A 13,084-nucleotide genomic window follows, 5' to 3' on the forward strand; every position below is an offset into this window, starting at 1 on the left:
ATGGTCTCTATCGAATGGAATGCGCGGCGTCTATGACCGCCTGCAAAGGAGACCATCATGATCGACAAGGCAGGGCTGAACGTCGCCGAAGCGCTGGCGGAATTTATCGAGGCACGGGCGCTGCCCGGCACCGGCATTACGCCCGAAGCGTTCTGGGCCGGTGTCGCCGATATCTTCGCCCGCTTTGCGCCCGAGAACGCCGCGCTGCTGGCACAGCGCGACGCGCTTCAGGCAAAGATCGATGCCTGGCATGACGAGCGCGCCGGGCAGCCGCTGGACATGGACGCCTATCAGGCGTTTCTGCGCGAGATCGGCTATCTGGTCCCCGAACCCGCGCCCTTCGCGATCGGCAGCGAGAATGTCGATGATGAAGTCGCGCGCCTCGCCGGGCCGCAGCTTGTCGTGCCGATCCTCAATGCCCGCTTCCTGCTCAACGCCGCCAATGCGCGCTGGGGCAGCCTGTACGACGCGCTCTATGGAACCGATGCGCTGCCCGGCGCGGCTGCGGGCAAGGGCTATGACCCGCAGCGCGGCGCACAGGTCATCGCCTGGGCGAAAGCGTTTCTGGATGAGGCGGTGCCGCTTGCTTCCGGAAACTGGGCCGATCTGGCGAGCGATGACATTATATTGCGCGATCCCGCCCAATATCGCGGACGCAGCGAGAAGGGCTGGCTGTTCCGCCATAACGGCCTGCATATCGAGGTGGTGTTCGATCCGGCGCATCCCATCGGCGTAACCGATCCGGCCGGCATCGCCGACGTCATCCTTGAATCCGCGCTGACCGCGATCTGCGATCTGGAGGATTCGATCGCCGCTGTTGACGCGCAGGATAAGGTCGCGGCCTATGCCAACTGGCTGGGGCTGATGAAGGGCGACCTGACCGACACGTTCGAAAAGGGCGGGGCGATGATGACCCGCGCGCTCAACCCCGACCGGGCTTACACCGCGACGGACGGCAGCATCCTCACGCTGCCGGGCCGCAGCCTTTTGTTCGTCCGCAATGTCGGCCATCTGATGACGACCCCCGCAATCCAACTCGCGGGGGGCGGCGACGCGCCCGAAGGCATCCTCGACGCCATCATCACCAGCCTGATCGCGATGCATGACCTCAAGCGCGAAGGCGGCAATAGCCGCGCGGGCAGCATCTATATCGTCAAGCCCAAGATGCACGGGCCGGAAGAAGCGGCTTTTTCCAACCGGCTGTTCGATGCGGTCGAAGATTTGCTGGGCCTTGCCCGTCACACGATCAAGATCGGCGTCATGGATGAGGAACGGCGGACTTCGGCCAACCTCGCCGCCTGCATCCACGCGGTGCGCGACCGGATCGTTTTCATCAACACCGGCTTCCTCGACCGTACGGGCGACGAGATGCACACATCGATGCGCGCAGGCGCGATGATCCGCAAGGGCGAGATGAAATCGAGCGCGTGGATCACCGCCTATGAGGATCGCAATGTCCAGATCGGGCTTACCTGCGGCTTTTCGGGCCGGGCGCAGATCGGCAAGGGCATGTGGGCCGCGCCCGATCGCATGGCCGACATGCTCGACCAGAAAATCGGCCATCCCAAAAGCGGCGCGAACACTGCCTGGGTGCCGTCGCCGACCGCCGCGACTTTGCACGCCACGCATTACCACCGGCTCGACGTGTTCGCGCGGCAGGCGGAGCGCAAGGCCGAGCCGGTCGCGCCCCTGGAGGCGCTGTTGACCATCCCGGTCGCTACCGGCCGCAACTGGTCGCCCGAGGAAATCGCGCAGGAACTGGACAATAATGCGCAAGGCATATTGGGCTATGTCGTGCGCTGGATCGATCAGGGGATTGGCTGTTCCAAGGTGCCAGATATCCATGACGTCGGCCTGATGGAAGATCGCGCGACTCTGCGTATCTCGTCGCAGCATATGGCCAACTGGTTGCTGCACGGCGTCTGCACGCCCGAGCAGGCGGATGCGGCGCTACGGCGGATGGCGGCCAAGGTCGATGCGCAAAATGCAGGCGATCCGCTCTACCGGCCGTTGAGCGGACGGGAGGATGGCCTCGCCTATCAGGCCGCGCGCGCGCTGGTGTTCGAAGGCTGCGCTCAGCCCAATGGCTATACCGAACCGCTGCTGCATCGTTACCGTGCGCTGGCCAAGGCAGCGGGCTGATTCGCATCGGGGCGGGCGGTTATGGCCGCTCGCCCCGATTGACGACCTCATCGGCCCGAGCGCCGAAAAGCCCCGCTTGTGCGCCGAAGCGCTCTCGCTTACATCGCGCTCATGACATCGACCAACGACATTCGCCGCTCGTTCCTCGACTATTTCGGAGCAGCCGGCCACACCATCGTTCCGTCCGCGCCGCTGGTGCCGCATAACGATCCCACGCTGATGTTCGTCAATGCGGGCATGGTGCCGTTCAAAAACGTTTTCACCGGGCTTGAAACGCGCCCCTACAAGACGGCGACTTCCAGCCAGAAGTCGGTCCGCGCGGGCGGCAAGCATAATGATCTCGACAATGTCGGCTACACCGCGCGGCATCATACCTTCTTCGAAATGCTGGGCAATTTCAGCTTCGGCGACTATTTCAAGGAACAGGCGATCACCCATGCCTGGACCTTGCTGACGAAGGAATGGGGCCTGTCCCCCGACCGGCTGACCGCGACCGTCTATCATACCGATGACGAGGCGTTCGACCTGTGGCGCAAGATCGCGGGCCTGCCCGAAAGCCGCATCATCCGCATCCCGACCAAGGATAATTTCTGGGCGATGGGGGATAGCGGCCCGTGCGGCCCCTGTTCCGAAATCTTCTTCGATCATGGCGATCATATCTGGGGCGGTCCGCCCGGATCGCCGGAGGAGGATGGCGACCGCTTCGTCGAGATCTGGAACCTCGTCTTCATGCAATATGAGCAGGAAGCCAATGAAATCGTTGGCGAACTGCCCAAGCCCAGCATCGACACCGGCATGGGGCTGGAGCGGGTCGCCGCCGTCCTGCAGGGCGTCCACAATAATTATGACATCGACACGTTCAAGGCGCTGATCGAGGCATCCGGCGAACTGACGAAAACCGCGACCGATGGTGAATTTCAGGCCAGCCACCGCGTCATCGCCGATCATCTGCGCTCGACCAGCTTCCTGATGGCCGATGGCGTGCTGCCCGCGAATGAGGGGCGCGGCTATGTGCTGCGCCGGATCATGCGCCGCGCGATGCGCCACGCCCATATCATCGGCGCGAAAGACCCGTTGATGCACCGGCTCGTCGGCAGCCTCGTCTCCGAAATGGGCGCGGCCTATCCCGAACTGGTTCGCGCCCAGCCGTTGATTGAGGAAACGCTGTTGCGCGAGGAAACCCGTTTCCGCCGCACGCTCGAAAACGGCCTGCGCCTGCTGGACGAAGCGACCGCCGATCTGGGCGAAGGCGGCACGCTGCCCGGTGAGACGGCGTTCAAGCTCTACGACACTTTTGGCTTCCCTTACGACCTGACCGAAGATGCCCTGCGCTCGCGCGGCCTTGCCGTCGATCGCAGCGGTTTCGACAGCGCCATGGCCGAACAGAAAGCCGCCGCGCGCGCCGCGTGGAAGGGGTCGGGCGAAAAAGCGTCGGACGAAATCTGGTTCGATATCGCGGAAAAGGCAGGTAACACGGAGTTCATCGGCTACAGTTCGACCGACGGCGAGGGCGAAGTGCTCGCAATTGTCAGGGACGGTGTGAACTTCGACTCCGCCACCGCCGGTGACAAGGTGACGATCGTCACTAACCAGACGCCCTTCTATGGCGAAAGCGGCGGCCAGAATGGCGATGCGGGCACGATTACCTCGCTTGGCGGACTGGTCGCGGATGTGGCGGACACCGCCAAGCCGCTTGGCCGTCTGCACGCGCATCAGGCGACGATCGGCGCGGGCAGCGTCAAGGTGGGCGACACCGTGCATCTGGCAGTGGACGTCGAACGCCGCGACCGGCTGCGCGCCAATCACAGCGCCACCCATTTGCTGCATGCTGCGCTCCGCAATCTGCTCGGACCGCATGTCACGCAAAAGGGTAGCATGGTTGCGCCGGAACGGCTGCGCTTCGACTTCTCCCATCCCGAAGCACTGACCCACAGCCAGATCGCGCAGGTCGAGGCGGATGTGAACGCGCAAATCCGCCATAATGAGGAAGTGACGACACGGCTGATGACGCCGGACGACGCCATCGGCGCGGGCGCGATGGCGCTGTTCGGCGAAAAATATGGCGACGAGGTCCGCGTCCTTTCGATGGGACGCGGTGAGGCAAATAGCTATTCGGTCGAACTGTGCGGCGGCACCCATGTGCGTGCGACCGGCGACATTGCATTGTTCAAGATCATCGGCGAAAGCGCCGTTTCTTCTGGTGTGCGCCGGATTGAGGCGCTGACCGGCGAGGCCGCGCGCCTGTGGCTGTCCGACCGTGAGGATCGCCTGCGCCAGTCGGCCGCCACGCTCAAAACCACGCCCGATGAAGTTCCGGCTCGCATCGCCGCGCTGGTCGAGCAGAGTCGTAAACTGGAACGCGAGCTGGCTGAAGCAAAGAAGGCTTTGGCGCTGGGCGGCGGCGGATCGGGCGCTGCCCCCGCCGGTCCCGAACAGGTGGGGAATATTCCCTTCCTTGCACAGGTCATCGACGGTCTCGACCCCAAGGAATTGCGCGGCATCGTTGACGGCAACAAGAAAGCTCTCGGTAGCGGCGTGTCGGCGGTGCTGGCGGTGGTGGACGGTCGCGCGACGATCGCGGTCGGCGTGACCGACGACCTCACCGCTTCGATCAGCGCGGTCGATCTGGTGCGCGCGGGCGTCGAGGCCCTGGGCGGCAAGGGAGGCGGCGGGCGGCCCGACATGGCGCAGGGTGGCGGGCCGGATGGCGACAAGGCGGCCGCAGCGATCGACGCGGTCAAGACGGCGCTGGCGCGTGTCCCGGCCTGACGCCGCGCGGCGATAGCCCCCCGATGAGCCTCGACCGGATCGTCAGCGATATCGTCGCCGCGATAAGGGCGGCGGATGATCGGGGCAAGGTCGCGGACTATATCCCCGAACTTGCGGGGATAGACCCGGCGCAGTTCGGGATCGCCATCGTCACGGCGGACGGCGAAATGATTGCGGGCGGCGACGCCGACACCGGCTTTTCGATCCAGTCGATCTCGAAAGTGTTCGCGCTGACGCTAGCGCTGGGCAAGGTGGGCGACCAGCTGTGGGAACGGGTCGGGCGAGAGCCGTCCGGCAACGCTTTCAACTCGATCGTGCAGCTGGAGCAGGAGAAGGGAGTGCCGCGCAATCCCTTCATCAACGCAGGCGCCATCGTCGTCGCCGACGTCAATCTGGGCGGACATCAGCCGCGCGTCGCAATCGGGGAGATGCTGCGCTTCGTCCGCTATCTGGCCGAAGATGACGGCATCGCCATCAACGAAGCGGTCGCTGCGTCCGAGACCGCGACTGGCTTCCGCAATATCGCGCTCGCCAATTATATGCGTGCATTCGGCACGGTGCACCATGCGGCGGAACTGGTGCTCGGCAGCTATATTCACCAATGCGCTATCGAGATGAGCTGCCGTCAGCTGGCACTTGCCGGCCGCTATCTGATGCTGGACGGCGCGCATCCGGCGGGGGGCAGGGTGATCCCGCCCGCCCGCGCACGGCGCATCAATGCGCTGATGCTGACCTGCGGTCATTATGACGCATCGGGCGATTTCGCCTTCCGCGTCGGCATTCCCGGCAAGTCAGGCGTTGGCGGCGGCATATTGGCGATCGTGCCGGGCCGCGCTTCTATCGCGGTCTGGTCGCCCGGCCTCAACGCAAATGGCAACAGCCAGCTCGGCACGCTGGCGCTGGAGGACCTCGCGCGGCGCACCGGCTGGTCGGTGTTCAGCCCGACCGAGGGAGACGCTTAACCCACCTCGTCCGGGCGAAGCCGGCGCAGCTTCGGGGCGACATCCATCTGCGCGGCATCCTTGATGCCGAGGCGCAGATCCTCGCGGGTCTGGTGGATCGACGCGATCACTGGTCCCATCGCCACACCCAGATCGACCAGTGCGGTTTCCGCCAGTTGCAGCGAGCTTTCCAGCGTCTCAGGAACCGCGTCGCTTGCCCCGGCGCGATAGAGCTGCGCTGCATGATCGGTATCGCGGGCACGCGCGATGATGGGCAGATCGGGCACCCAGCCGCGCACCCGGCCCGTGACCCGCACCGACAACACCGGATCGTCCATGGTCAGGATCAGCGCGCGTGCATGGCCAAGGCGCAGCTTGTCGAGCATCTCTACCCGCGACACGTCGCCGAAACGGATCGGGTAGCCGTCGCGCCGGGCGTCGGCCACGACATCGGGATCGGATTCCACGACGATGAAGCGCTGGCCATGGATCCTGAGCAGGTCGCATACCATGCGTCCGACGCGGCCGAAGCCGATCACCACCGCGGCGGCTTCGGTGGCTTCTTCCTCGGCCTGTGGCGCTTCTTCGCCCAGCGCCATTTCCAGACGGCGGGCGATGTCATGGCCAAGCCGCGCGAGCAGCGGCGTAATGGTGAGGCCTATCGCGGTCACGATTTGCCAGAAGGCGGCGGTCGATGGCAGGATCAGCTTGGCGGCGGTGGCGGCGGTCAAGACGATCAACGTCGTTTCGGACGGGCTGGACATGAGCACGCCCACCTCCAGCGCGACGCCCTTGCGCGCACCGGAGAAATAGAGCAGCGCCGCCGTCACCAACGTCTTGACCAGCACGACGCCGAGCACGGCGAGTAGCAGTGCCGGCCAGTTGCCAAGGATCACGCGGATGTCGAGGCTCATGCCGACCGTGATGAGGAACACACCGAGCGCCAGCCCCTTGAACGGCGCGGTCATCACCTCGACCTCGCCATGATAGTCGGTTTCGGCGATCAATATGCCTGCTAGCAGAGCGCCGACGATCGGGGAGAGACCGGCGATCGATGTTGCGAGGCTGGAGACGATGACCACCAGCAGGCTGGCGGCGAGGAACACTTCGGGGCTTTTGGTCTGCGCCGCCTGGCTGAATATATGGGGCAGGAAAAAGCGGCCCAGCACCAGCATCACGACGATCGTCAGGCCGCCCTTCATGAGCGTGCCGGCAAGATCTGCCCATGCGCCGTCGGGGCTGACCGAAATGGACGGAGCGAGTGCGCCCAGCAGGAAGATGATCGGCACAAGCGCCAGATCCTCGAACAGCAGCATCGAAAAGGCGGCGCGCCCGACCGCGCTTTGCGTGCCGACCATCGGCAGCACGACCGCCGTCGAGGAGAGCGCGAGCGCGAGGCCCAGGCCGACCGATCCCGACACCGACTGGCCCAGCAGATACAGGCCACACCCGATCAGCGCACCGCTGCCAATCAATTCCGCCGCGCCGACGCCGAACACCTGCGTGCGCATGGTCCACAGGCGCTTGAAACTCAATTCCAGTCCGATGGAGAACAATAATAATATGACGCCCAGTTCGGCAAAGGGCTGGATCGCCGCGCGATCGGAAATGGTAATGTGATACAGCCAGGGATATTGACCGACCAGCGCCCCAAGCCCGGCGGGTCCCACCGCCAGCCCGACCAGGATGAAACCGATCACGGGGCTGATGCGGAACCGGGCAAACCCAGGAATGACCAGGCCCGCCGCGCCCAGGATGACGAGAGAATCGCTGAAGCTATGGGGATTGATCACATCGGCCATGCGCCATCATTGCGGCATCGGTCGCCAATGACCAGTGATTATACGGCTTTACGCCATCTGGTGCGGACGGCGGGACTTGAACCCGCATTTCCAGGGGAAGGCGGATTTTAAGTCCGCTGCGTCTACCGATTTCGCCACGTCCGCATGTGCGGCTCGTCCCTGACCGCTGACGAACGGAAGGTCAAGGGCGACAGGCGTGTGTCAGGCTTCCGACTTGACGTTCAACCGCTCACGCATTTCCTTGCCCGGCTTGAAATAGGGCACGCGCTTTGCCGAGACCGGCACCTGTTCGCCGGTGCGCGGATTGCGCCCGGTTCGCGCTTCCCGCGCGCGGGTCGTGAAGGCGCCGAAGCCGCGAAGTTCGACGCGCCCGCCTGATGACAGGCGATCGACGATTTCCCTGAAGAAAAGATCGACGATCTTTTCGACCTCAGGCCCGGTGAGGCCCGGATTTTCATCCGCCAATTTCTGAATCAGTTCCGAGCGGATCATCGTCCCTCCAACGCGCCTGAGCTTGCTTTTCCTTGCATAGAGAAAGCGCAAGCTGTTGACAATCGGGCAATAGGGGGACCGCCGCGCGCGTGAAAATCACGAAAAAGCCCGCCGGACTGTGCGGTCCGGCGGGCTTTTCATTTCAGGTCAGGGCAGGAGCGATCAGCCCTCGCTCTTCGCCTTCAGCGCTTCGCCGAGGATGTCGCCGAGCGACGCGCCGCTGTCGGACGAGCCGTACTGCGCCACGGCCTGCTTCTCTTCGGAGATCTGCATCGCCTTGATCGAGAAGGTCGGCTTCTTGGCCCGGTCGAAGCCGGTGATCATCGCGTCGAACTTCTGACCGATCTGGAACCGCTCCGAACGCTGCTCGTCGCGGTCGCGGCCGAGGTCGCTGCGCTTGATGAAGCCGGTCGCGCCATCGTCGCCAGCCTGGACTTCCAGACCGCCGTCGCGGACTTCCAGAACGGTCACGGTAACGACTGCGTTCTTGTTCAGACCAGCCGAAGCCGCCGCCGTGCCGCCAGCCGCAGGGCCGCCGCGCTCAAGCTGCTTCATGCCGAGGCTGATGCGCTCCTTCTCGATATCGATGTCGAGCACGACCGCCTGGACGGTTTCACCCTTGCGATGCAGCGCCAGCGCGTCTTCGCCCGAAATGCCCCATGCGATGTCGGACATGTGGACCATGCCGTCGACGTCGCCGTCGAGACCGATGAACAGGCCGAATTCGGTCGCGTTCTTGACTTCACCCTCGACGGTCGAGCCAACCGGGTGACGATCGGCAAAGCTGTCCCACGGATTGGAGATTGCCTGCTTGAGGCCGAGCGAGATGCGGCGCTTTTCGGGATCGACTTCGAGGACGATGACTTCGACTTCCTGGCTGGTCGAAACGATCTTGCCGGGGTGGACGTTCTTCTTGGTCCAGGACATTTCCGACACATGGACGAGGCCCTCGATGCCGGCTTCCAGCTCGACGAACGCACCATATTCGGTGATGTTCGTGACGCGGCCCGACAGCTTGGCGCCGATCGGATATTTGGCCGACGCGCCTTCCCACGGATCGCTCTCAAGCTGCTTCATGCCGAGCGAGATGCGCTGCGTGTCGCGGTTGATGCGGATGATCTGGACGCGGACGGTGTCGCCGATGTTGATCATCTCGTTGGGGTGATTGATGCGCTTGTACGACAGGTCGGTGACGTGCAGCAGGCCATCGATGCCGCCCAGATCAACGAACGCACCATAGTCGGTGATGTTCTTGACGACGCCTTCGATGATCTGGCCTTCGGCCAGCGTCTGGATGAGGCCGCTGCGCTGTTCGGCGCGGGTTTCTTCCAGAATGGCGCGGCGCGACACGACGATATTGCCGCGGCGGCGATCCATCTTGAGGATCTGGAAGGGCTGCGGAATGTCCATCAGCGGGGTGACGTCGCGTACGGGGCGGATATCGACCTGCGAACCGGGCAGGAAGGCCACGGCGCCGTCGAGATCGACGGTGAAGCCGCCCTTGACGCGGCCGAAGATGACGCCTTCGACGCGGGCGCTTTCCGAAAACTCGCTTTCCAGCTTGTCCCATGCGGCTTCGCGGCGGGCGCGGTCGCGCGACAGCATCGCTTCGCCATGGGCGTTTTCGACGCGGTCGACATAGACTTCGACTTCGTCACCGATCTTGAGGTCGGCCTTCTGACCGGGCGCTGCGAACTCGCGCAGCGGCACGCGGCCTTCGCTCTTGAGGCCTACGTCGATGACGGCGAGGTCGTTTTCGATGCCGGTAACGGTGCCCTTTACGACGCGGCCTTCAAAGCCGCCATCTTCGCCACCGAGAGAATCATTGAGAAGCGCGGCGAAATCGTCGCGCGAGGGGAATGCCACTGAGGCCATTATGTCGTCCTTCGTCATTCATTGCTGGCCAATCGGTTGTATCCGATGGTCTTTGGCCAATCCGCCCATGGAACCACATGCCCCACAGGCATCCGTCGGACGATCAGGCGGGGACGCCGATGCATGAAAAGCGAAAAGGGCGCCCGGAAAATCCGCGCGCCTTGACGGGTCAGCCTAACGCCTTTTCAGGACCGGGGGCGACCATTCAGCTGGGCGTCCACAAGCGCAATCGCGCGTCGGACGGCCTGCTCTATAGTCAGATCGCTGGTATCTAGCAAGTCCGCGCCGTCGGCCATGCGCAGCGGCGCGTGATCGCGGCTCATGTCGCGGGTGTCGCGCGCCTGAATGTCGGCGATCAGGCTGTCCATGTCGGGATGGCCGCCATGCGCCAGGCCATCGCTGAAACGCCGCTGCGCACGGACATGGACGCTTGCGGTCACGAAAATCTTGGCGTCGGCGTCGGGCGCGATGACGGTGGCGATGTCCCGTCCGTCGAGGATCGCGCCGCCCGGCTGGGTGGCGAAGCCGCGTTGGCGGGCGACCAGCGCCTCACGCACGGTCGGGTGGATGGAAACGCGCGAGGCGAGGCTGCCGACGGCTTCGCTGCGCAAGGCGGGCTCCTCCAGGAGGGCATCGTCGAATGCGCAGGCGGCAAGCGCGTCCTGCTCAATATCGGGATCGCCCCCGGCCTTCAGCACCGACAGGCCAACCGCGCGATAAAGCAGGCCGGTGTCGAGGCAGGGCAGGGCATAATGGCGACCCAGCGCCCTTGCGATCGTGCCCTTTCCCGAGGCCGCAGGTCCATCGACAGCAATGATCATCGCGAGAGCCGCTTTCTGAATGTGTTGAGCAGACCGAGAATGGCGATCAGCGCCCAGATGATCTCCAGCGCCATCGACGCCATGTTGAAATGCACAGTCAGTGACGCGATCAGCAGCAGCGATCCGACAAGATTTAACAAGTTGAATACGGTCAGGTTCATCGCTCTGACCATATTGCTATATGCAAAGGCGATCACCATCAGCGCGCTGCCGGCCAGCCCCACGACGTTGGCAAGGTCAAAGGTCATGCCCAGGCCCCAAGCGATTGCAGCAGTGCGGTGAAGCCCGGAAAGCTCGTCGCGACGGGGCGCATATCGTCCACCGTCAGGCCGCCACGGGTGGCAAGGCCCGCCACGGCGAAACTCATGGCGATACGATGGTCGAGCGAGGCGGCGATCAGCGGCGCAGAAGCGCCACCGGGCAGCGGCGCCCCATCGGTGCCGTCGATGATGAGGCCGTCTTCCGTCTCCGAGACCCGTACGCCGATTTGTGCGAGGCCCTTCGCCATCAGCGCGAGCCGGTCCGATTCCTTGACTCGCAACTCCTCAAGGCCGCTGGTGCGGGTACGGCCCTTGGCGAAGGCGGCGGCGACGAACAGGATCGGAAATTCATCGATCATGCTCGGCGCTATATCGGGCGGCACATCGACCCCGGTGAGCGGGCCGTAGCGCGCGGTGATATCGGCGACCGGCTCACCCCCGACGTCGCGGCGGTTGGAAAAGCGCAGGTCTGCGCCCATCGACAAAAGCACGTCGAACAGGCCCGCGCGGGTCGGGTTCAGGCCGACATTGGTGACGGTGACATCCGACCCCGGTGTTATGAGTGCCGCGACGATCGGGAAAGCGGCAGAGGAGGGATCTCCGGGGACGATGATCTGCTGCGGGCGCAGTTCCGCTTCGCCCACCAGGGTGATGATTCGCGTGCCGTCCGGCTCGACTTCGACATTCAGCTCCGCGCCGAAACCGCGCAGCATCCGCTCGCTATGATCGCGGGTCGGGATCGGCTCGACGATCCGGGTGATGCCGGGCGTATTGAGACCCGCCAGCAGGATCGCGGACTTGACCTGCGCCGACGCGACCGGAAGCCGATAGTCGAGCGGCACCGCCGGGCAGGCACCGCGCATGGTGAGCGGCAACCGATCGCCGGGGCTGGCGGTGAAGCTCGCGCCCATCAGCGACAGTGGCTGGGTCACGCGCGCCATCGGCCGCTTGCTAAGCGAAGCGTCGCCGGTGAATGTGGCGGTGATGGCGTGGGACGCGATCAGGCCCATGAGCAGGCGCGTGGACGTGCCGCTATTACCCATGTCGAGCGCGGTTTCGGGCTGGAGTAGGCCGCCGACGCCCACGCCGTGAATGTGCCAGATGCCCGTGTCATCGCGGACGATATCGGCGCCCATGGCGCGCATCGCGGCCGCCGTGGCCAACACATCTTCGCCTTCCAGCAATCCCTCGACGCGGCTTTCGCCCACGGCCAGAGCGGACAGCATCAGCGATCGATGGGAAATGCTCTTGTCCCCCGGCACGCCGACCGTGCCCGACAGGGGCGGCGCGGGCGCAAAGGTCATGGGCAGGGCGTGGTCGGACGAAGCGTTCAAAGGACTATCCGCAAATGGCTGGCCGAATGTGGCCGGAGGAATCGGTGCGCCGGGGAACCGAAAAATTGCGCCCGGCTTTTGACAGCGCGGTTTGCCTATGGCAAGGCGCGCGACGCTTCGCGGGCGACATAGCATCGGCCCGCGTGATTTCTATTTGAGTTGAAAAGGATTAGCCCGGACATGGTCAAGGCTGAATGGGGCACGAAGCGTACCTGCCCGAAATGCGCCACGCGCTTCTACGATCTTGGCAATGACAGCCCGGTGGTCTGCATCAACTGCAACAGCAGCTGGGAACCCGAGCCTGTGCTGAAGTCGAAGCAGCCGCTGCCTTATGAGGAAGCGCCCAAAAAGGTCATCGAAACCGCCGATGGCGCGCTGGAAACGGCGGACGACGATCTGGACATCGACGTCGATGAAGACGATGATTCGCCGGATAATGACGTCGATCTGGGCGGCGACGACGATCTGGGCGTCGAAGCCACCGGCGACGACGGCGACGACGATAACTGAGTGAATTTTCCGCTTGCAAAGGGGGGTGCCGCCACCTAATGGCAGCGCCTCCGACGCCAACCCATAGCGGCGTCGCGGAATTTGGGGCCTTAGCTCAGCTGGGAGAGCGCCTGCATGGCATGCAGGAGGTCAGCGGTT

Annotated in this window: 10 protein-coding genes and 1 tRNA gene; 4 read left to right on the forward strand and 7 right to left on the reverse strand. The window is 64.3% G+C overall.

What is annotated here, in order from left to right; translation table 11 throughout:
- Positions 1-57: 57 nt before the first annotated feature.
- The 3 genes from ACODSN_RS14725 to ACODSN_RS14735 all read left to right on the forward strand — a co-directional run bounded on the left by ACODSN_RS14725 (position 58) and on the right by ACODSN_RS14735 (position 5,873).
- On the forward strand, positions 58-2,142 hold the full coding sequence (locus ACODSN_RS14725; protein ID WP_489056239.1) for a malate synthase G: 2,085 nt from the start codon (positions 58-60) through the stop codon (positions 2,140-2,142).
- A 111-nt stretch (positions 2,143-2,253) separates the two neighbouring features.
- Complete coding sequence (alaS, locus tag ACODSN_RS14730) at positions 2,254-4,911, forward strand: alanine--tRNA ligase (RefSeq protein ID WP_489056250.1); 2,658 nt, start codon at positions 2,254-2,256, stop codon at positions 4,909-4,911.
- 23 nt (positions 4,912-4,934) lie between these two features.
- The gene (locus tag ACODSN_RS14735) at positions 4,935-5,873 is read left to right on the forward strand and encodes a glutaminase (protein WP_489056240.1); all 939 of its coding nucleotides are present in this window, start codon (positions 4,935-4,937) and stop codon (positions 5,871-5,873) included.
- Here ACODSN_RS14735 and ACODSN_RS14740 read toward each other — a convergent pair.
- The 7 genes from ACODSN_RS14740 to aroA all read right to left on the reverse strand — a co-directional run bounded on the left by ACODSN_RS14740 (position 5,870) and on the right by aroA (position 12,406).
- Positions 5,870-7,654: a cation:proton antiporter domain-containing protein gene (locus ACODSN_RS14740; RefSeq protein ID WP_489056241.1), complete on the reverse strand. Its 1,785-nt coding sequence runs from the start codon at positions 7,652-7,654 to the stop codon at positions 5,870-5,872. The two genes, ACODSN_RS14735 and ACODSN_RS14740, sit on opposite strands and share 4 nt — an antisense overlap.
- 58 nt (positions 7,655-7,712) lie before the next feature.
- Positions 7,713-7,798: transfer RNA gene (locus tag ACODSN_RS14745), tRNA-Leu, on the reverse strand.
- A gap of 57 nt (positions 7,799-7,855) precedes the next feature.
- Positions 7,856-8,146 (reverse strand): integration host factor subunit beta, encoded by a 291-nt coding sequence (locus ACODSN_RS14750; protein ID WP_489056242.1) that lies wholly within the window; start codon positions 8,144-8,146, stop codon positions 7,856-7,858.
- Positions 8,147-8,308: 162 nt separating this feature from the next.
- On the reverse strand, positions 8,309-10,021 hold the full coding sequence (gene rpsA, locus ACODSN_RS14755) for a 30S ribosomal protein S1 (protein ID WP_489056243.1): 1,713 nt from the start codon (positions 10,019-10,021) through the stop codon (positions 8,309-8,311).
- A gap of 185 nt (positions 10,022-10,206) precedes the next feature.
- Positions 10,207-10,842, reverse strand: a complete 636-nt coding sequence (locus ACODSN_RS14760; RefSeq protein WP_489056244.1) for a (d)CMP kinase — start codon at positions 10,840-10,842, stop codon at positions 10,207-10,209.
- Positions 10,839-11,090 (reverse strand): CBU_0592 family membrane protein, encoded by a 252-nt coding sequence (locus ACODSN_RS14765; protein WP_489056245.1) that lies wholly within the window; start codon positions 11,088-11,090, stop codon positions 10,839-10,841. Before ACODSN_RS14765 ends, ACODSN_RS14760 begins: the two co-directional genes overlap by 4 nt.
- Positions 11,087-12,406 carry a 3-phosphoshikimate 1-carboxyvinyltransferase gene (gene aroA, locus ACODSN_RS14770; RefSeq protein WP_489056251.1) on the reverse strand — a complete coding sequence of 440 codons (1,320 nt, stop codon included), beginning with the start codon at positions 12,404-12,406 and terminating at the stop codon, positions 11,087-11,089. Before aroA ends, ACODSN_RS14765 begins: the two co-directional genes overlap by 4 nt.
- A 210-nt stretch (positions 12,407-12,616) precedes the next feature.
- Between aroA and ACODSN_RS14775 the strand changes: the two genes are divergently transcribed.
- A complete protein-coding gene (locus ACODSN_RS14775; protein WP_489056246.1) occupies positions 12,617-12,946 on the forward strand; it encodes a TIGR02300 family protein in 330 nt (109 codons plus the stop codon).
- Positions 12,947-13,084 lie beyond the last annotated feature (138 nt).

Source organism: Sphingobium sp. FG11, from assembly GCF_057809915.1.

Coding starts and splice junctions, on each gene's coding strand:
- ACODSN_RS14765 (WP_489056245.1), bottom strand. CDS start 11,090: ATGACCTTTGACCTTGCCAACGTCGTGGGGCTGGCCGGCAGCGCGCTG.
- aroA (WP_489056251.1), bottom strand. CDS start 12,406: ATGACCTTTGCGCCCGCGCCGCCCCTGTCGGGCACGGTCGGCGTGCCG.
- ACODSN_RS14740 (WP_489056241.1), bottom strand. CDS start 7,654: ATGGCCGATGTGATCAATCCCCATAGCTTCAGCGATTCTCTCGTCATC.
- ACODSN_RS14750 (WP_489056242.1), bottom strand. CDS start 8,146: ATGATCCGCTCGGAACTGATTCAGAAATTGGCGGATGAAAATCCGGGC.
- ACODSN_RS14760 (WP_489056244.1), bottom strand. CDS start 10,842: ATGATCATTGCTGTCGATGGACCTGCGGCCTCGGGAAAGGGCACGATC.
- ACODSN_RS14735 (WP_489056240.1), top strand. CDS start 4,935: ATGAGCCTCGACCGGATCGTCAGCGATATCGTCGCCGCGATAAGGGCG.
- rpsA (WP_489056243.1), bottom strand. CDS start 10,021: ATGGCCTCAGTGGCATTCCCCTCGCGCGACGATTTCGCCGCGCTTCTC.
- ACODSN_RS14775 (WP_489056246.1), top strand. CDS start 12,617: ATGGTCAAGGCTGAATGGGGCACGAAGCGTACCTGCCCGAAATGCGCC.
- alaS (WP_489056250.1), top strand. CDS start 2,254: ATGACATCGACCAACGACATTCGCCGCTCGTTCCTCGACTATTTCGGA.
- ACODSN_RS14725 (WP_489056239.1), top strand. CDS start 58: ATGATCGACAAGGCAGGGCTGAACGTCGCCGAAGCGCTGGCGGAATTT.